Origin of the sequence: Maritimibacter sp. (genome assembly GCF_016774595.1) — a bacterium.
Taxonomy (GTDB): domain Bacteria; phylum Pseudomonadota; class Alphaproteobacteria; order Rhodobacterales; family Rhodobacteraceae; genus Maritimibacter; species Maritimibacter alkaliphilus.
In genome coordinates, this window is the sequence record NZ_JACBWT010000001.1 from 1,876,214 (window position 1) to 1,895,025 (window position 18,812).

15 protein-coding genes, 1 tRNA gene and 1 pseudogene are annotated in these 18,812 nt (G+C 65.1%); 11 read left to right on the top strand and 6 right to left on the bottom strand.

Annotated features, from left to right (window positions below):
• Positions 1–67 precede the first annotated feature (67 nt).
• Entirely contained in the window at positions 68–868 is an 801-nt protein-coding gene (locus tag HOY44_RS09485) for a GNAT family N-acetyltransferase (RefSeq protein ID WP_287434489.1), read from the bottom strand.
• Between the two features lie 229 nt (positions 869–1,097).
• Here HOY44_RS09485 and leuC point away from each other — a divergent pair, with 229 nt between their 5' ends.
• Both leuC and leuD read left to right on the top strand, forming a co-directional pair.
• Positions 1,098–2,504 (top strand): 3-isopropylmalate dehydratase large subunit, encoded by a 1,407-nt coding sequence (leuC, locus tag HOY44_RS09490; RefSeq protein ID WP_287434490.1) that lies wholly within the window; start codon positions 1,098–1,100, stop codon positions 2,502–2,504.
• 89 nt (positions 2,505–2,593) lie between these two features.
• Complete coding sequence (gene leuD / locus HOY44_RS09495) at positions 2,594–3,199, top strand: 3-isopropylmalate dehydratase small subunit (RefSeq protein ID WP_287434491.1); 606 nt, start codon at positions 2,594–2,596, stop codon at positions 3,197–3,199.
• Positions 3,200–3,250: 51 nt separating this feature from the next.
• Here the strand turns inward: leuD and HOY44_RS09500 are convergent, their stop codons facing one another.
• Complete coding sequence (locus HOY44_RS09500; RefSeq protein ID WP_287434492.1) at positions 3,251–4,468, bottom strand: MFS transporter; 1,218 nt, start codon at positions 4,466–4,468, stop codon at positions 3,251–3,253.
• A 441-nt stretch (positions 4,469–4,909) separates the two neighbouring features.
• Between HOY44_RS09500 and HOY44_RS09505 the strand changes: the two genes are divergently transcribed.
• Positions 4,910–5,749, top strand: a complete 840-nt coding sequence (locus HOY44_RS09505) for a hypothetical protein (protein ID WP_040884829.1) — start codon at positions 4,910–4,912, stop codon at positions 5,747–5,749.
• A gap of 62 nt (positions 5,750–5,811) precedes the next feature.
• Complete coding sequence (locus HOY44_RS09510; protein ID WP_287434493.1) at positions 5,812–6,825, top strand: endonuclease/exonuclease/phosphatase family protein; 1,014 nt, start codon at positions 5,812–5,814, stop codon at positions 6,823–6,825.
• On the opposite strand, the gene HOY44_RS09515 is transcribed toward HOY44_RS09510, so the two are convergent.
• The gene (locus tag HOY44_RS09515; RefSeq protein ID WP_287434494.1) at positions 6,822–7,715 is read right to left on the bottom strand and encodes an NAD-dependent epimerase/dehydratase family protein; all 894 of its coding nucleotides are present in this window, start codon (positions 7,713–7,715) and stop codon (positions 6,822–6,824) included. The two genes, HOY44_RS09510 and HOY44_RS09515, sit on opposite strands and share 4 nt — an antisense overlap.
• A gap of 89 nt (positions 7,716–7,804) precedes the next feature.
• On the opposite strand from HOY44_RS09515, the gene HOY44_RS09520 reads away from it, so the two are divergent.
• Together HOY44_RS09520 and leuB are read left to right on the top strand one after the other, a co-directional pair.
• Positions 7,805–8,689 (top strand): LysR family transcriptional regulator, encoded by an 885-nt coding sequence (locus HOY44_RS09520; protein WP_287434495.1) that lies wholly within the window; start codon positions 7,805–7,807, stop codon positions 8,687–8,689.
• A 60-nt stretch (positions 8,690–8,749) separates the two neighbouring features.
• Positions 8,750–9,853 carry a 3-isopropylmalate dehydrogenase gene (gene leuB, locus HOY44_RS09525; RefSeq protein ID WP_287434496.1) on the top strand — a complete coding sequence of 368 codons (1,104 nt, stop codon included), beginning with the start codon at positions 8,750–8,752 and terminating at the stop codon, positions 9,851–9,853.
• A gap of 46 nt (positions 9,854–9,899) precedes the next feature.
• Here leuB and HOY44_RS09530 read toward each other — a convergent pair whose 3' ends face one another.
• Positions 9,900–10,583, bottom strand: a complete 684-nt coding sequence (locus HOY44_RS09530) for an ArsR/SmtB family transcription factor (RefSeq protein ID WP_287434497.1) — start codon at positions 10,581–10,583, stop codon at positions 9,900–9,902.
• A gap of 111 nt (positions 10,584–10,694) precedes the next feature.
• Between HOY44_RS09530 and HOY44_RS09535 the strand changes: the two genes are divergently transcribed.
• The 3 genes from HOY44_RS09535 to HOY44_RS09545 all read left to right on the top strand — a co-directional run bounded on the left by HOY44_RS09535 (position 10,695) and on the right by HOY44_RS09545 (position 12,156).
• A complete protein-coding gene (locus HOY44_RS09535; RefSeq protein WP_287434498.1) occupies positions 10,695–11,015 on the top strand; it encodes an NIPSNAP family protein in 321 nt (106 codons plus the stop codon).
• A gap of 62 nt (positions 11,016–11,077) precedes the next feature.
• On the top strand, positions 11,078–12,034 hold the full coding sequence (locus tag HOY44_RS09540) for a DMT family transporter (protein WP_287434499.1): 957 nt from the start codon (positions 11,078–11,080) through the stop codon (positions 12,032–12,034).
• A 45-nt stretch (positions 12,035–12,079) separates the two neighbouring features.
• Positions 12,080–12,156, top strand: a tRNA-Pro gene (locus HOY44_RS09545).
• Positions 12,157–12,276: 120 nt separating this feature from the next.
• Here the strand turns inward: HOY44_RS09545 and HOY44_RS09550 are convergent.
• A complete protein-coding gene (locus HOY44_RS09550) occupies positions 12,277–13,296 on the bottom strand; it encodes a tyrosine-type recombinase/integrase (RefSeq protein WP_287434500.1) in 1,020 nt (339 codons plus the stop codon).
• A 17-nt stretch (positions 13,297–13,313) separates the two neighbouring features.
• Positions 13,314–13,466, bottom strand: a pseudogene (locus tag HOY44_RS22645) (helix-turn-helix domain-containing protein); the annotation flags it as partial.
• 391 nt (positions 13,467–13,857) lie between these two features.
• On the opposite strand from HOY44_RS22645, the gene HOY44_RS09555 reads away from it, so the two are divergent.
• Both HOY44_RS09555 and HOY44_RS09560 read left to right on the top strand, forming a co-directional pair.
• Positions 13,858–15,078, top strand: coding sequence for an exonuclease SbcCD subunit D (locus HOY44_RS09555; RefSeq protein WP_287434501.1), 1,221 nt, complete (start codon positions 13,858–13,860; stop codon positions 15,076–15,078).
• 4 nt (positions 15,079–15,082) lie between these two features.
• Positions 15,083–18,808, top strand: coding sequence for an AAA family ATPase (locus HOY44_RS09560; protein ID WP_287434502.1), 3,726 nt, complete (start codon positions 15,083–15,085; stop codon positions 18,806–18,808).
• Positions 18,809–18,812: the final 4 nt, after the last annotated feature.

Consider the following 18,812-nt stretch of genomic DNA (forward strand, 5'->3'; position numbering starts at 1 on the left):
CTTTTTCAGGAGGTTGGCAAATGAACCGGCCAGCGTCCAGTTCTAAACCCGCCCTCCCGCAACCGTGTCAGCGCGTGATGCGGATGTCCGAGGCCGAAAAGTTGACCACCATCCGATCCGGCACCTGTTCCAGCCCGCAGGCCCTGAGTACCGCGCGGGATGCCGCGTTGTCCGCCGCCACGAACTCCACCGCGCCCGCCGCGCCCAGTTCATCCACCGCGATCAGGTTCGCGATGGCATCGGCCATCTTGCCCAGACCCAGACCGCGGGCCGCCGGATCGACCGCAATCAATCCGACGAATGCCATGCCGGCGAGCCATGAGTGTTCGTTATGAACCAGCGCGGCATAACTGGTCGCCGCGATGGCGCCGCCCGCCGAACGCAGAATGACGGGCCGCGCCGGGACCAGCGCGCCCGAGAGCGCCGGCTTCGAGAAGGGCGCGATCCCGTGCTCGGTCAGGAAGCCCTGCATCTCGTGCAGGACCGTGGCGTCGATTTCGTCGTCCGGGTGCCGCGTGATCCCGTCCGGCAGACCGCCTGCCACGATCTGCCCGCACGCCGTGCGCACCCTGTCGGCATCCGCAAGGAACACGTCCCAGAAGTGCTGCTTGGGCGCGAACCCGGCCAGTTCGTGCTCGGCCTTCAGGATCACCTCGGGGGTCGCGCCCCGGATCTGCACGATCCCCTCGCGGCGCATCGCTGCGCGCAAATCGTCCCACCCGAAGGCGTCCGGGTCGTCCGAACTCGTGACCCGGCCATGCACGACCGCGCCGGGCCGATTGCGAAACCCCGCGACCTCGCCATCGCGGGCTGCTTGCAAGGCGCGCATCATATCGCCCCCGTAGAAGGGGTCGTCCTCTGGTTTCATCCGACGTCTCCCAAGCCCCTCGGACCAGCATAGCATGGCATCCGACGCTTGCGAGACTCACGGCCAGCGTATAGATGCTCCCGCATGACACGGATTTTCGACATGGACGACCGCGCCCGCCTGCCTTGGCGGTTCTATGGCGCGACGCTGACGATCCTCGCCCGACTTTGATCGCGGCGCACCTTTCCGCACGTCCAGAATTCGAACATTTCCCCTAGGAGAAAACCCCATGGCCGGGAAAACACTCTACGACAAAATCTGGGATGCCCACGTCGCTGACGAAGCCGACGACGGCACCTGCCTGCTCTACATCGACCGTCACCTCGTCCACGAAGTGACCAGCCCGCAAGCCTTCGAAGGGCTGCGCATGGCGGGCCGCACCGTCCACGCGCCGGACAAGACCATCGCCGTGCCGGACCACAACGTGCCGACCACGCTCGACCGCGTGAACGGCGTGATCGAGAACGAGGAAAGCCGCATTCAGGTCGAGGCGCTCGACAAGAACGCCAAGGACTTCGGCCTGCATTATTACCCGGTCTCCGACGTGCGTCAGGGCATCGTCCACATCGTCGGCCCCGAACAGGGCTGGACCCTGCCGGGCATGACCGTGGTCTGCGGCGACAGCCACACCGCGACCCACGGCGCCTTCGGGGCGCTGGCCCATGGTATCGGCACGTCTGAGGTCGAGCATGTTCTGGCCACCCAGACGCTGATCCAGAAGAAGTCCAAGAACATGAAGGTCGAGATCACCGGCAAGCTGAAGCCGGGCGTGACCGCCAAGGACATCACCCTCGCCGTGATCGGTGAAACCGGCACCGCAGGCGGCACCGGCTATGTCATCGAATACTGCGGTGAAGCGATCCGCGATCTGTCGATGGAAGGCCGCATGACCGTCTGCAACATGGCGATCGAAGGCGGCGCGCGGGCGGGTCTGATCGCCCCGGACGAAAAGACCTTCGACTACGTCAAGGGTCGCGCCCACGCGCCCAAGGGCGCCCAGTGGGAAGCCGCGATGAACTGGTGGAAAACGCTCTACTCCGACGACGACGCCCATTGGGACAAGGTCATTACGCTCAAGGGCGAAGAGATCGAGCCGGTCGTCACCTGGGGCACCTCGCCCGAAGACGTGCTGCCGATCTCGGCTCTCGTCCCCTCGCCCGACAGCTTCAAGGGCGGCAAGGTCGAAGCGGCCAAGCGCGCGCTGGAATACATGGGCCTCGAAGCCGGAACGCCGCTGGACCAGATCAAGATCGACGCGGTCTTCATCGGCTCCTGCACCAACGGCCGGATCGAGGATCTGCGCGAAGTCGCCAAGGTCGTGAAGGGCAAGAAGGTCGCCGAAGGCGTCCGCGCCATGATCGTCCCCGGCTCCGGCCTCGTGCGCGCACAGGCGGAAGAAGAGGGCCTTGCCGAGATCTTCGAAGCCGCCGGTTTCGAATGGCGCCTCGCGGGCTGCTCGATGTGCCTCGCCATGAACCCGGACCAGCTGGCCCCGGGCGAGCGCTGCGCCTCGACCTCCAACCGGAACTTCGAGGGGCGTCAGGGCTACAAGGGCCGCACACACCTCATGTCCCCCGGTATGGCCGCCGCTGCCGCCGTCACCGGTCACCTGACCGACGTGCGCACGTTGAACTGACCAGCCAGCTCATCCAGCCTTGCGGGCTGTCCTCGCCACCTGCGAAGACGACCCGACAGGACGGATGAGCGAGCATAAGGAAAAGTAGAATGGAAAAATTCGAAAAACTCACGGGCATCGCTGCCCCCATGCCGCTGGTCAACATCGACACGGACATGATCATCCCCAAGGGGTTCCTGAAGACGATCAAGCGCACCGGGCTTGGCGTGAACCTCTTTGACGAGATGCGCTATGACCGCGAAGGCAACGAAATCCCCGATTTCGTGCTGAACCAGCCGCAGTACCGCGACACCCAGATCCTCGTCGCGGGCGACAACTTCGGCTGCGGCTCGTCGCGCGAACACGCGCCTTGGGCGATTGCGGATTTCGGGATCAAGTCGATCATCTCGACCTCATTCGCCGACATCTTCTTCAACAACTGCTTCAAGAACGGCATTCTGCCCATCGTGCTGCCGGAAGAGCAGGTCGAGGTGCTGATGAAGGACGCCGAGAAGGGGTCGAACGCCCGTATGATCGTCGATCTCGAAGCGCAGACGGTGACCACGTCGGACGGCGAGGTTTTCCCGTTCGAAGTCGACCCGTTCCGCAAGCATTGCCTGCTGAACGGTCTCGACGACATCGGCCTGACGATGGAAAAGAAGCCTGCCATCGACGCGTTCGAAGCCAAGGCCGCGCAGGAGCGCCCCTGGGTCTGATCGCAGGCCTTATGAGTCAAGAAACGGCGGGGCATTTGTCCCGCCGTTTTCTTATGGGCGCAGCTCGCGCGCCAGACGCATCGACACCGGAACCATCACGGCGGACAGGCCAAGGCACCAGAGGCCCAGCCCGACCCCCTGCACCGGGAATGCCACGCCCGCGTCGATCAACACGCCCGTAACGCCCGGCCCGATGGCGGTCGACACGACCATAATGACGGTCTGGAGCGAGCGCACCGCCCCCAGATGCCGCGTCCCATACACCCGTGGCAGGAACGCCCCGAGAAACGCATTCGCCGCGCCCATCGACACGCCGCCGATCGCCAGAACCGCGAACCAGACCTGATAGCCTTCGGCCGGGCCGAGCAACAGCAGGGCTGCGCCCATCGGCACCACGACGAGGGGAAGCAGGCGTTCGGGTCCGAACCGATCACAGGCCCAGCCCGCGACCAGCGCCGACACGACCGAGACGCTGGCCCAGAACACGTAGCCGGGGGCCATCTGCGCCAGCGTCCAGCCCTTCACCTCGGCTATGTTCACCTGCTGAAAGAACAGAACCGTCCCGATGAAAGGCGGCGTCAGGATCAGGGGCAGGATCGCCCAGAACAGCCAGTGCCGCACCAGCATCCCGCGGGTCCAGTGGGCACTGTTCAGCCCCGCGCTGGCTTCGGGCGACTGCGCCTCGCCCGACGGCTGGCGATCCTGCGCCAGAAGCACCATGAGCAGAGGGATGACCACGAACAGGATCGCACCCGCCGCCACGCCCCATGCCATGCGCCAGCCGATCCCGCCGATGAGCGCGACGAAAATCAGGGGCAGCACCGCCTCGCCCAGCGGATGCCCCATCGAGGCGATGGCGACGGCGCGGCCCCGTGTGGCGTGGAACCAGCGCCCCATCGAGGTGATCGACATATGGGGAAACATGCCCTGCCCGCAGAACCGGAGCAGAAAGACGCCCAGCCCGAGCATCCAGACATTCACCGAAAACGCCATGATCCCCGCCGCCAGCGCGAAAAGCAGGCTCACCAGAAGCGCCAGCCGCGACAGGCGCATCGTGTCCACCAACGCCCCGCGACTGAACAGGAGCGCGGCCGAGGCGAGCGTCGCGATAGTGTAGAGCCCGCCCCAGCCCCCGTTCGACAGCCCGTGCGCCGCCCGCACCTCGCCCGCGAAGAGCGAAATGAACCACGTCTGCCCGAAGGACGACGCGAAGGTCAGCAGGAAGCCTGTGGACAGCCAACGGGCATTGGCGGTGAGAAACGACAACATACCTTCCGCAATATTCCGCATTCGGGACGGAGGAAAGCCGACGTTCTGCGCGCCAACGCACTGATACCGGAGGAGTTATCCGATAGGCGGTGACAGGTGCCCGCGATGCCACGCGCCGCGGTTTCCGGTATCGAAACAGCTATTTTCCTTGGCTTGAACGACGCAGGTTCTACATCTTGTGGGCGATTTCGTTCTCCGCACCACACGCGGTAGACCTACCGACCGCGCCCAATTCCGGCCACAGCATAGGTGCAAAATCGCACCACTCCCCCCACAATACCGCCCTGAATCTTTCGTCAATTCAGACCGTTACTTGCAGCGGGACACGAATGTGGGCAAGATTGTGACAAATAAGAGGCAGGCCGCCACAATTGGCGGCTTCGGTTTGGAAACAGGGAAGCGGCATCGTATCGCGCCCGGCCAGAGCGAGGGTAAAGAGCAGTGACTTCGCGTGTAATCGGCGCGCTCGTACGCGCATGTTTGACGGTCATCCTGATTTTGACCCCGTCACTCATGATTCCGGGCATTCATTCCGAAACGGTCCAGATCGTCGCGCTTGCCGCGATCTTCGCGTTCGCCCTCACAACCTTCGAATACGCTTCGACATACCCCGGCCTCGTGGAATTCCGCGAAGCGCCGCCGTTCAACCGGATCAGGTTCGTGTCGCTGTTCTTCACCGTGTTCCTGCTGTCCGCCGTTGCGCGGCACTCGACCGATCCGTCGACCTTCACCGCCTTCGTCGGCGCCGTGGGCAACCTGATCGGCAACGCGATCGACATCCCCTATTCGCCCGTCCGGCTCATCGTCCTGATGCTGCCCGACAACGCGACGGCGGCCGAGATCATCAGCCTGCGCATGGCGGCCGGCATGGCCTATCTCATCTCGCTCATCTCGCTGGCCGTGTTCATCATCACGCTTCGGATCACCGGCTGGCCCAAGCGCAAGGGCGGGTTCAACGTCTGGGTGAACCTGCCGATGTTCGACCCGACCGCCGGTGGCGACGTGGTCGAGCGGCTGGAGCGTGACGCGCGGTTCAACGTGGCGCTGGGCTTCCTGCTTCCGTTCCTGACCCCGGCTGTCATCAAGGCCGCGTCGGGCGTGTTCGGATCGGTCGCGATCACCAACGATCAGACGATGATCTGGACGATCACCGCTTGGGCGTTCCTACCCGCCTCGCTGTTCATGCGCGGCATCGCGATGCAACGGGTCGCGACGCTCATCAGCGAACAGCGTGCGCGCAATTCGTCCCGTGCCGAAGGCGAAAGGCTGGCGCCAGCGTGAAGCTCGGGGGGGCATTAACCTTAATATCCCTTCTGTCCGGCAGCCTCCTCGCGGCCGAACCTGTGATTGTCGCGACGTATGACGCCGAGCTTTATCGCGACGGTCCCGGTCTTCTGCTCGACGACATTCTGGATGGCGACCCGCAGGTCGAGGCGGTTGCCGAAGTCATCGCCTATGCCGATGCCGACATTCTTCATCTGACCGGGTTCGACTGGGATCTGGAAAACCACGCGCTGACGGCCTTTGCCCGGGTGCTCGCCGATCAGGGCGCGACCTATCCCTACCTCTATGCAAGCCAGCCGAATACCGGCGTGCCTTCGGGTGTCGACCTCGACGGCAACGGGCGCGTGGACGAGGCGCGCGACAGCTTCGGATATGGCAGTTTCACCGGGCAAGGCGGCATGGCGATCCTGTCACGCTATCCCATTGGCGAAGTGCGTGACTTCTCGCAGATGCTGTGGGCCGAGTTACCGGACAACCATGCGCCACGGGTCGATGGACTGCCCTTTCCGTCGGAGGAAGCGAGCAAGGTTCGCAGGCTATCCTCGGTCGCGCATTGGGACGTTCCCATCGACGTCGCGGGCACGACGCTCCACCTGCTCGCATGGCACGGGTCGACCCCGGTGTTCGACGGACCGGAGGATCTGAACGGCGCGCGCGGGGCGGACGAGGCGATGTTCTGGATCAAGCTGTTGAACGGATCGCTGCCCTTCCCGCCGCCCGAGGGTCCGGTCGTTCTGACGGGGATCTCCAACATCGACCCGGTGGACGGCGACGGGCGCCATGTGACCATGGCCCGCATCCTGCGCGACCGGTTGGTACAAGATCCGATGCCGACCAGTGCGGGCGGATCTGCCGCCGCGAACCCCGGACATGCCGGTGACCCGGCGCTGGATACGGCGGATTTCGACGATCCGCTGCCGGGCAATCTGAGGGTGGATTACGTGCTGCCGGATGCGCGCCTCAGGGTGCTGGCAAGCGGGGTCATCTGGCCCGCACCGGGCGAGCCGATGGCAGAGACCGTCGAAACGGCCAGCCGCCACCGGCTTGTCTGGGTCGAGGTCGACCTGCCTTAGGCAAGGGCCTGCGCCGTCGCCGGTCGTGCCGTGTCCCGCGGCAGGGCGGCGCGGATCACCTCGCGCAGTGGCGTCGGCTCGAACTCCGGCAGCAGATGAGTCAGCCGGTCGGGCGACAGGCTATGCGACACCTGCCACAGATACCGCATCTCTTTCAGCTCGCGCGCAAGCTCCCACACCGGGCTGGCGACCGTGATGAGCCACCACGGGAACCGGGTCGCGCGCAGGGGCCCGCCCGTGACCCTCTCGACCTCGGCCTTCAGCGCATCGAGCCTGAGGGCATGGCCGGGGAACGGCACGTCCTCGAACGTCGCGAGCGTTTCGCGTTTTTCGGCGAGCGCGACGGCGGCGCGCGCCCAGTCGGGGAGGTAGCACCACGGCTGCAACAGGTTACCGGGGCCGGCATAGGTGAAGCGCCCCTTCTCGACCCCGTTCAGAACCATGAGCGACATCACGTCCCCGCCCGCATCCGGGTCGATGAAGTTGCCGCCGCGCAGGATGATCGTCTGCACGCCGCTGTCGCGATAGGCCCGCTCCATCTCAGCCCGGATCGCCCCTTTGCGGGAGGTCGGCCGATGCGGCGTCGTGCCGGACCATTCGCCGGGCGTGTCGCCGTAGACATAGACGTTTCCCGGCACGATCACGGTCGCGCCCGAGGCGCGCGCGGCGGCGAGCACGTCGCGGGTGATCAGGGGAATGATCTCGGCCCAGTTGTGGTAGTTGGGCGGGTTCATTCCGTTGACGATCACGTCGCAGCCCATCGCGGCCTGTGTCATGTCTTCGGTGGCGCGGTTGAACCGGCGGACGGTCCAGCCGTTCGTCGCAAAGGCGCGGGCGGCGTGGGTTCCGATCTTGCCGGAGGCGCCGAGGATGAGGACGGTCTTGGTCATGGCTTTCTCCAATGCTTGATGACCTCAAACTAGCCATTCACCGCCAAACAGGAATTGCGAGAAATCGAAGGTCTGGTATTCAGGATTGAATGGAAAACCTCGACTGGTCCCTGATCCGCGCCTTTCTTGCCGTGGCCGAAACCGGCTCGCTTTCAGCGGCGGCCCGGACGCTGGGGTCGAGCCAGCCCACGGTGGGGCGGCAGGTGCGTGAGGTCGAGACGGCCCTTGGGGTGGAGCTGTTTCAGCGGCACGCCAAGGGGCTGTCCTTGACCGACACGGGTGCTGCGATGTTACCCGCGGCAAAGAGAATGCGCGACTCGGTCGGAGAGATCGCCCTGATCGCAGCCGGGCAGGACATGAGACCCACGGGCACGGTCAGGATCACGGCGAGCGTCATCGTCGCGCATTTCGTGCTGCCGCAGATCCTTGCGCGACTACGCAGGGACGAACCCGGCATCGAGATCGAACTGGTGGCGACCGATTCCAGCGACAACCTGTTGTTTCGCGAGGCCGACATCGCGCTGCGCATGTATCGCCCGGACCAGCTGGACATGGTGACGTTGCATGTCACCGACCTGCCGCTGGGGATCTATGCCGCCAAGTCCTATCTCGACCGCGTCGGGCGGCCGGACACGGTCGAGGATGCGTTCAAGCTCGATTGGGTCGGCTATGACCGTTCGGACCTGATGCTGCGCGGGATGCGGCGTCTGGGCTGGGCCGTGGACCGCACCTTCTTCGCGACCCGCACCGACGATCAGGCGGGGAACTGGCAGCTTATTCGCGCGGGCTGCGGGATCGGGATCGCGCAGATCGCGACGGCACGGCACGCGCCCGAGGTCGAGCGGCTGTTTCCCGATATGGCGCTTCCGTCCCTGCCGGTCTGGCTGACCGCGCATGAGGCGATGCGCCGGACCCCCCGGATCGCGCGGGTGTGGGATGCCTTGGCCCAAGGGTTGCAGTCTGCGGTTTCTTGACCCTTCCCGGCCTGCGGGCTAGGCACACGCGAACAGTATTCAGCCCAAGGACACAGTGATATGAGCGTTGGCTCCCTCCTCATCCTCCCCGGCGACGGGATCGGCCCGGAAGTCATGGCCGAAGTGCGCCGCATCATCGATTGGTACGGCGAGAAGCGCGGCCTGACCTTCGACGTGTCCGAAGACCTTGTGGGCGGCTCGGCCTATGACAAGCATGGCGTGCCGCTGGCGGATGAGACGATGGCCAAGGCGCAAGAGGTCGATGCCGTTCTGCTGGGCGCCGTGGGCGGCCCGAAATACGACGATCTGGATTTTTCGGTGAAGCCCGAGCGCGGGCTTCTGCGCCTGCGCAAGGAGATGGACCTGTTCGCGAACCTGCGCCCGGCCCAGTGCTTCGATGCGCTCGCCGATTTCTCGTCGCTGAAAAAGGACGTGATCGCCGGGCTCGACATCATGATCGTGCGCGAGCTGACCAGCGGCATCTACTTCGGTGAGCCGCGTGGCATCTTCACGGAAAACAACGAGCGCGTGGGCGTGAACACCCAGCGGTATACCGAGAGCGAGATCGACCGGGTCGCGCGTTCGGCTTTTGAATTGGCCATGAAGCGGGGCAAGAAGCTTTGCTCGATGGAAAAGGCCAACGTGATGGAATCCGGCATTCTGTGGCGTGAGGTCGTCACCGAGGTCGCCAAGGATTACCCCGAGGTCGAGCTTTCCCACATGTACGCCGACGCGGGCGGTATGCAGCTGGCCCGCTGGCCCAAGCAGTTCGACGTGATCGTGACCGACAACCTGTTCGGCGATCTGCTGTCCGACGTGGCCGCGATGCTGACCGGGTCGCTGGGGATGCTGCCGTCGGCCTCGCTCGGTCTGCCGATGGCGAACGGTCGGCCCAAGGCGCTTTATGAGCCGGTGCATGGTTCGGCCCCCGACATCGCGGGTCAGGGCAAGGCCAACCCCATCGCCTGTATCCTGAGCTTCGCCATGGCGCTGCGCTATTCCTTCGACGAAGGCGCGGAAGCGGATCGTCTGGAAGCGGCGATCGAGACGGTGCTGGCCCAAGGCAAACGCACCGCCGACCTGCTGGGCGAAGAGGGCGTCACCCCGGTCTCCACGACCGAAATGGGCGACGCCATCCTCGCCGCGCTGGAAGCGAGCCTCTGAGGCAAGACCTTTTCCGCGGGGAAAACGCGCGGAGGGTTTCCCTTTTCTAAATCAATGGGAAAGCATCCTGAAAGGCTTGCTCTCCCGCCGCTGAGAACAGAACCGCGCGCCCCTCAGGTGCGCGGTTCGCCCATTTCAGGGTGATGATCCGGTCGAGAAGCGCCGCGCCGAGGCTGCCCGCCAGATGCGTGCGGCGTTCGGACCAGTCGAGGCAGGTGCGGCAGAGCGGGCGGCGCTTGGCCTCGAACACGGCGAGGTCGATGCCCAGCGCGGCGATACGCGCGCGCCCCGCATCGGTCAGGTCGATCCGGTCCGCCGTCAGGACGAACCCGCCCCGTCCCGCAAGACTGTCGTAGATCCGCACCCCGGCCGTGCCCGCGAGATGGTCGTAGCACACCCGCGCCTGCCTGAGTTCGGGGTCGCGCGGCCCGGGCCGGTTCCGCAGGTGGCCATGATGCGCGGCAAGGCCCGCGACCGCCTCGAGCATATGCGCGACCTCGTCACCGGCCAGACGGAAATAATGATGCCGCCCCTGCTTGAGCCGGGCGATGAGGCCGACCGCCTCAAGCTTGCGCAGGTGTTCGCTGGCCGCCGCCGCGCCCACCCCGGCCTCGCGCGCGAGTTCACCGGCGGTCAGCGCCCGGCCTGCCAACAGCGCGGTCAGCATGTTGGCGCGGGCCGGGTCGCCGATCATCGCACCGATGCGGGTTATGTCGGGGCCTTCCTTCATATCCGCGACAGTGGACGCGCGCCCCGCGTTGGACAAGCCGCGACGCTTCGGTCCGGGCCGAAACATCGGTGCACGCGGCCGTGGCAGAACGGCCCGAAAGGAGACCCGACCATGATAACCTGTTTCATCCGGTACGAGATCGAGCCGACGCAAAAGGCGGATTTCGAGACCTATGCCCGCAACTGGGGTCAGGCGATTCCGCGCTGCGGGGCCGACCTGATCGGCTATTTCGCCCCGCACGAAGGCTCGTCCACCCTGGCCTATGGGGTTTATTCCGTACCGTCGCTCGCCGCATACGAGGACTACCGCGCGAAACTGGCGGCAGACCCGCTGGGGCGCGAGAACTACGACTTCGCCATGCAAAGAAAGTTCATTCGGCGGGAAGACCGCACATTTCTTCGGCTGGCATCCGCTCCGCACGGAAAACCCTGACCGGACGGCTTGCATGCGGCGCGAAAACGGGGTTGGGATGACCGCAACCACGGAGCATTCCCATGAACCTTGCAGGCCCGCTCTACGCCCTTGTGGCGTTCGCGCTCTATGCGACGCATGACGTCATCATCAAGTTCCTGGGCGGGACCTATTCCCCGTTCCAGCTGATCTTTTTCTCGACGTTGTTTTCGTTCCCGCTGGTGACGTTCATGCTGATGAAGGATGCGACGGCGGGGCATCTGCGCCCGGTTCATCCGTGGTGGACGGCGCTGCGCACCGTGCTTGCGTCGATCACCGGGTTCACGGCGTTTTATGCGTTTTCGGTTCTGCCGCTGGCGCAGACCTATGTGCTGCTGTTCGCCTCGCCGCTTCTCATCACGCTCCTGTCGATCCCGATGCTGGGCGAACGTGTCGGCATTCACCGGCTGGGTGCCGTGGTCGTCGGGCTGATCGGGGTGCTGGTCGTGCTGCGCCCCGGCGCGACCGATCTGACGCTCGGCCACCTCGCCGGGATCACGTCGGCGGTGTGCAACGCGCTGGCCAGCGTCATCGTGCGCAAGATCGGGCGGGACGAGCGGCCCGTGGTGCTGATGCTCTATCCGATGGCCTCGAACTTCGTGCTGATGGGCATATTGCTCGCCTTCGTCTACAAGCCGATGCCGATCGAACATCTGGGCGGGCTCGGGGTGATCTCGGCGCTGGGATTCGTGGCGGGGCTGGTGCTGATCGCGGCCTACAAGAACGGCGAGGCCGCCATCGTCGCGCCGATGCAGTATTCGCAGATTATCTGGGCCAGTGTGTTCGGCTTCGTCATCTTCGGTGAATCCCTGGAAACCGCCACGATGATTGGTGCCGGGATCATCATTTTCTCGGGTCTTTACATCGTCTTCCGCGAAGCGCGGTTGGGCGCGGACTCGCAGACCCCGGTGCTCAGAACCCGGTCGCGCGGAGCTACGGCGGCAAGCTTCCGCATATCGCCGATCCTGCGCCGTTCGCGACCGCACGAACCGGCCGAATAACCCCTTGCCAAGCAAGGCAACGTGGGCTATCCCGCCCGCCACGGTCGGAGTGTAGCTCAGCCTGGTAGAGCACTGTCTTCGGGAGGCAGGGGTCGGAGGTTCGAATCCTCTCACTCCGACCAATAAAACAAGGCGCCTTCGGGCGTCTTTTTTGTCCCCCTGCTTCTGGCCGCAACGATACGCGCAACGTTTCAGATTGTATTTGTGCTCGATCTGTTCACTGCGACCACGAAGGCCACCCCCTACAGCTTCCAGTTCATGATCCCGGCCGCGTTCTTAAGCGCGTCCGGGCTGTAAGACCGATACACGTTCTCCAGGGTCTCCCGCGAGGTGGCGAAGTAGGCGGTCGCGTCTTCAAGCGTCATGCCGCGCTTGAAGGCCCACGTGACCGCCGTGTGCTTGAGCGTATGCGGTGTTACGTCGTCAAGGCCAGCACGACGCGTGGCCGCACGGAACGCCTTGTCGATCCTGGTGATAGGCTGCCCCTTGAAGGACACGACATTTGACCCGTCCTGTTCCCAGGTTTTCATTTCTTCGAGCAGGGCCTCCGGGATGCGCACCACACCCTTTCGCTTCTTCGTCTCGGCTTCGTTACGTCCGAGGAAGTGGATCGTGCCCGCGTCGAGGTCGACCCAACCGCTATCGAGCGACGGCATCCACTTGAGCATCGTAATCGCTGTCTTGCGACGACCGGTGTAGAGCGCGATCTTTGTGAACCGTTTCACATGAGGCGCTGACGCATCGAGAAGGGCGCCGACCTCTTCCTCTGTCAGCCATCGATCTTTCGCGACCCCCTTCGGTGGCAAAGTCACAATCGGGGCGTGGGTGAGCTTACGCGTCGCAACCGCATACTTTATCGCCGCGTTCAATGTGTTCATCTCGCGGCGCACGGTCCAATCGGCGCACTTGCGCCATACGGAGTATCGACGACATTTCTCAACGTCGATGTCGGACACTTTCATGTCGCCCCAATAAGGCGCCAGCGCCTGGATCGTATATACCAGTCGTCCTTTATCAGTGACCGTCTGCACCTTCGCGTCGCCATAGTGGACGAGAATTTCACCAATGGAGATTTGATGCGGTTCGAAGACGCGCACGTCGCGCTGTTTCTTCTGCGCGATGTAGTCGCTTAGAGCTTTTTCTGCCTCGTCACGAAATCCATCACCGAAGCCTGTCCGGATTTGCTTCCCTCCGTCGAGGATGACCCAGGCTTTGTCATCTTTTCGCTGGAAGAGGCGGGCCGGTTTTCGTTGTCGGGGCATGGTGAAATGAACCTCTGCAGCTCGTCGCGGGTCATGTAGTATCGCTTTCCGAGCTTCATCGCCCGGATTTTTCCTTGATGAATTAAAGTCAGAACTGTGCGCGGCGTGACGGTGCTATGAAGCGCCGCAGCGAATTCCTGCACATTGAGAAGTGCTTCGTTTTCGCTCATTTGAGACCACCTTTGTGAGTGGGCTCGATGCTCTGGTGTTCGATGACGTTGATCTCGGCCTCGAGCGCATGCAAACCACGCAGTATCCTGAGACTTTTCCTCGTCGGATGTCGCACTGCTGCTCTCCTCGTTGTCTTGACGTTTCAATTATAGCGGCAGGGAGGAGGCGATGCAGAAGGCTTGTTCACAAACCCGTGATCAACGTCGCACGAGCACAATGAGATACAGGACCAAACGCTGATCTCGCAGAGAAGCAGGTCGGCACGTAATGCGATTCGTTCCAAAGCAGATTCGGCTGGCACCTACTGGCAGCAGAAGGGGGTGTTCGATCCCGTCCTGTTACGGTCTAAAAAGACCAAGCCATTTGAAATCACGAAGTTGGATCTTACCAATGCGCGCCCTACACACCGCAGATTGGCACATCGGTCAGACCCTGAACGGCTGGTCGCGCGAGGCGGAGCACGAGGTGTTTCTGAATGCGCTCGCTGAACTCCTCGAGACCGAGGAGATCGACCTACTGCTCGTAGCAGGTGATGTCTTCGACACCACCAACCCGTCGGGCGAAAGCCAGCGTCTGTTCTATCGGGCCCTGGCCGGGTTCAAACAGCGGCGGCCTAATCTGACCGTGGTGATTTCGGGCGGAAACCACGACCCGGCGCTCAGGCTCGAGGCGCCGGGTGATCTCATCGAGGCGTTCGACATCCACACCATCGGCACGGTGCGGCGCAGGAACGGCGCGGTTGATGTCGACGCGCATCTGGTGCCTGTGCCAGGCCTGGATGGGGAGCCTGCCGCGTTTGTGTTGGCCATCCCGTTCCTGCGCGCCGCCGACCTGACCGGGATCAGTTTCTCGGCCGACGATCAGGACCTGTCGATCATCGAGGCGGCGCGGCGGTTCCACGCCGAGCTAACCGACGCCGCTGCTGCGAAGGTCGGCGCCCTTCCCCTGATCGCGACGGGCCACCTTCATTGCGCCGGCGGGCTGGAGAGCGAAGGGGCCGAGCGGCGGATCTTGATCGGTGGCGCGCATGCGGTGCCGCCCGACATCTTCCCGGAGCGGCTCGACTACGTGGCGCTTGGTCACCTGCACGGGCCCCAGGGTCTTGCAGGCGGGAGGGTGCGCTACTCCGGAAGTTGCTTCCCGCTGTCGGCTTCTGAAATCCGGTATCGCCACGGCGCCACCATTCTCGACATCGACGGACGGACCATCACCGCCACCCATCGGGAGATCCCCTGGCCAGCCCCGGTGCTGCGCCTGCCGGAGACGGGGATCACCGACCTCGCCGGTCTCGAAGACGCTCTGGCCGGGATCGAGACCGATGCGCCCGAAGACCTACGCCCGTTGGTCTACGTCGAACTCGTTGCCGAGGATGCCCCGACTGTGGTGCTGGGCAAGGCAGAGGCCCTCTTGCGCGAAGCGCCGGTGCGGACCGCTGGCGTGCGCATTCACCGGCCCGAAGCCAAGGCAGAAGCGGGTGCGACGCCTCCTGCCGTCCCGCTGTCCGACACCGACCCCGAGACCTTGTTCAGTGCCGCGTTCGAGACCCAGAACGGCTTTGCACCAGAAGCCCGCCACCTCGCGGCGTTCCGCGACGCGGTCGGGGAGGTCTGAGCGCATGCAGATCCTGTCGATCCGCGGCGAGAACATCGCGAGTCTCGCCAAACCGTTCGAAATCCGGCTCGACGTGCCGCCGCTTGCCACCGCCGGGCTCTTTGCCATCACGGGCGAAACCGGCGCGGGGAAGTCGAGCCTGCTCGACGCCCTGTGCCTCGCGCTTTACGGCAATTGCCCCCGCTTGTCGGGCGACGGCACGTCCGAGGGGGTAGCCGATATCGGGGGCCAGGAGTTGCGGTCGACCGACGCGCGCATGGTGCTGCGCCGGGGCGTGGCGTCGGGGTTCGCCGAGGTCACGTTCCGCGCCGCCGACGGGGAAATCTATGTCGCCGGGTGGCAGGCCCGCCGGGCGCGCGACCGGATCGACGGGCGCCTTCAGGCCGTTGAACGCAGTCTTGCGCGCGCTGCCGATGGGCAGATGTTGGAAACCCAGATCTCGCGCGTGAGCGAGAGGGTGGTGGAGCTAACGGGCCTGAACTATGACGAGTTCCGCCGCACCGTTCTGCTGGCGCAGGGGGACTTTGCTGCCTTTCTGGACGCCAAGACGCAGGAGCGCGCGGCGATTCTTGAAAAGGTCACCGGCACCGGAATCTACCGCGACATCTCGCGCCGGGTGTTCGAGCGGAACCGCGAAGCTGTGGGCACGCTCGACACGCTCGAGACCCGGCGCGGAGAACACCAGTTGCTGTCGCCGGACGAGCGGACGGAGATTACCGACACGATCACCACGCTGCGCGCCGAACAGGCCGCTGCGGTGACGGCGCTCGAGGCGGTTCGCAAGGACCTCGCCCAATATGCAGCGGTCGAGGCTGCCGAGGCCAGCCTCGACAAGGCGAAAGCACGGGTGGACGCCGCCGATCGGGCGCACGCCGCGCTCACAGATGACCGGGTCTGGCTGGATGACTGGGACCGGACCCAAGCCCTGCGCGGCGAGGTGCGCGAGCGCGCGGAGGCAAAGCGGGCGCTGGACACGGCGCGGGAGGATCATGCCCGGATCACGGCAGAGCATGCGACCCAAAAGGTGCTGGTTCTTGAGGCGCAGACGCGGTTCGACGCCGCGAAAGCCGCACGGGACGAGGCGGAGCGCGTGTTCAAGGCTTTCGCGCCGATCTGGGATCAGGCCTCTGCGCTTGACGAACGGGTAGCCGGTGCCGTGGGCGAACACACCAAGGCGGTGGATGCGCTGACTGAAGCGCGCGGGGTCGAGACAGGCACGCAGGAGGCGCTCACGGCGCTTGTTGCCGACGAGGCTGCGCTGAAGGACGCGGTGGAGGAAGCCGAACGGGTTCTGGCTGCGGTCAGGGGTCATGAAGTTCTGCTGGCGAACCGGAGCCTGATCGAGGAACGCCTTGGCGCGCGCATTGAACAGGCCCGGTTGGCCAAGACGTCAGATGCCGAAGCCGCGCGTTTGTCGGCTACCATCACAGCGGACCGAGAAAAGCGGCAGGCTCTTGAGTATGGCGCCAAGACCGCGCGTGGTGAGATCGACGCGGCGCGAACGGCGCAGGAAGCCATCGGGGACGAACGCAAGCGGCTGACCGAGGCGGCACCGGGTGCGCGTCTTGAACGGCTCGCGCAGGCCGAGGCGGACCTGCGAACGCTGCGCGCCGCCGCGAATGACATGCGGCTTGCGGATCGGGCATTGGCGGACAGTCAGGACCGGCTTGGGGCGGCGCAGAAAGCCTATTCCGAACAGAAACAGGTTCTGGACGAAGCGCGCGCCGAGCAGAAGACCGCGCTGGAACTGGTGCAGGCCCTGCGCCAGCCGTCAGAGGCCGCGAGCGCTGCGGCCTCGCGTGAGGCCGAGCACCTGCGCCAGCACCTTGTCGAAGGCACCCCCTGCCCGGTCTGTGGTGCCACGGCGCACCCGGTCATGGCGGATGGTGAGATCGCGGCGCTTGCCGAGGATTTGCGAAACCGTCTGACCGAGGCACAGGACCGGGGCGACAAGTCCGAGACCATGGCCACACAGGCGGCCCTGCGGATCGAGGCCGCCGAGACGACGATCAAGGCCGAGACCGAGCGCGCGCCCGATCTGATGTCACAGGTCGCCGAAGCCGAGGCGAGCTTTGCACGGGCGTCGAAGCCTCTCGAGGATGGCCCGCTGGCAGGCGAGCTGCCGGAGGGGCCGCGCGCAGAGGACGCCCGGTTCGACGCTCTGACGGCGCGCCTTGCGGGGTGGCGCGAAGGGCTTGAGGCCGACCGCGACCGGCTTGCCGCGCTCGACCGGACGCACCGGGAGGCTGACGCCGCGATCGACGCGGCCAAGGCGCGGATCACCGAGGGTGAGGACAAGATCCGCGAAATTGCGGAGGTGCTCACGACGAAGGAGCGGGAGATCGCGCGGCTCGAGCAGGCCAGAGATACGGCGCATGGCACGATTGCAGAGATTGATCGCAGGCTGGCCCCGCTGCTGGAGCCGACCGAGATACGCGCCGAGGCCTTTGGGCCGGATGCCACGCTCGACGACCTGCGCGCAACGTTCATGACGCTCGACGCCGCGCGTAACACGATTGAAGCCACCCGGAAATCGCTGGCAGATTTGTCCACAAGTCTCGCCAAGGCTCAGGCGGACGTCTCGGGCGCGAGGATCGCGCGAGAGCGGGCCGAGGCGACGGAGCGCAGCCGGTGCGAGACGCTGGAGCGGCTTCGAGCCGACCGTGCCGAGATGCTGGGCGGCGAGGAGACCGGCCCCCACCGGACCTGCCACAACACCGCGCGCACGACGGCGCAGGCGGCTCTTGATGACGCGCGCGAGGCATTGGACAACTCTGCCCGTGCCGAGACCGCCTTGGCGAGCACGCTGGCAGCAGCAGACAAGGCACAAACCGGCGCGGCGGCCCGTGTCACGGACGCCGAAGCGGCGCTCACGGCTGCCTGCGAGGCCGCCGGGATCGCGGAAGCGCACCTGCTTGCGCTTCACGCCACTGAGACCGCGGCCGTCGAGGCGCGGCGTCAGGCGCTCCGGTCAGCCGACACTGAACGCGCGGCCGCGCAAGGTGCCATGCAGGAACGTGACAACGAATTCGCGGCGCTGAAGTCCAAGGGCCTGCCAGACACGTCGAAGGCCGAGCTCGAAACAGCAAAGTTGACAATGGACACCGAGATCCAGAGCCGCGGAGAGACGCTGGGCGGGCTTGCCCAGAAGCTCGAAGCCGACACCGTGGCGGCCAAGGCCCTCGCCGGTCTGGAGGCCGAGATCGAGGCCGCGCGCAAGAGCGCCGAGACCTGGGCGGCGGTGAATGACGCCGTGGGCTCCGCGAAGGGCGACCGCTTTGCGCAGATCGCCCAGGCCGTCACCCTCGCCCTGCTCGTAGAGCGCGCCAACCTGCACCTCGACGACCTGAAACCACGCTACCAGCTCAAGGTGGCGGCAAGCGACCTTGCGCTGCACATCATCGATCGGGACATGGCGGACGATGTGCGCCCGACGCGGCTCTTGTCTGGCGGCGAACGCTTCCTCGTGTCGCTCGCGCTTGCCCTCGCCCTGTCCGGCATGGGCACCCGCGGCGTGCTCGCTGGAACACTCTTCATCGACGAGGGGTTCGGCTCGCTGGACTCCGACAGCCTGGATCTAGCGATCGACGCGCTGGAGCGCCTTCAAGCCGAGGGCCGCACGATCGGCGTCATCAGCCACGTCCAGGCGATGAAGGACCGAATCCCGGTTCAGCTTCAGATCCAGAAAACTGGTGGTGGCGCGAGCGAGATCGACCTGGTCGTTCGGTGATCAT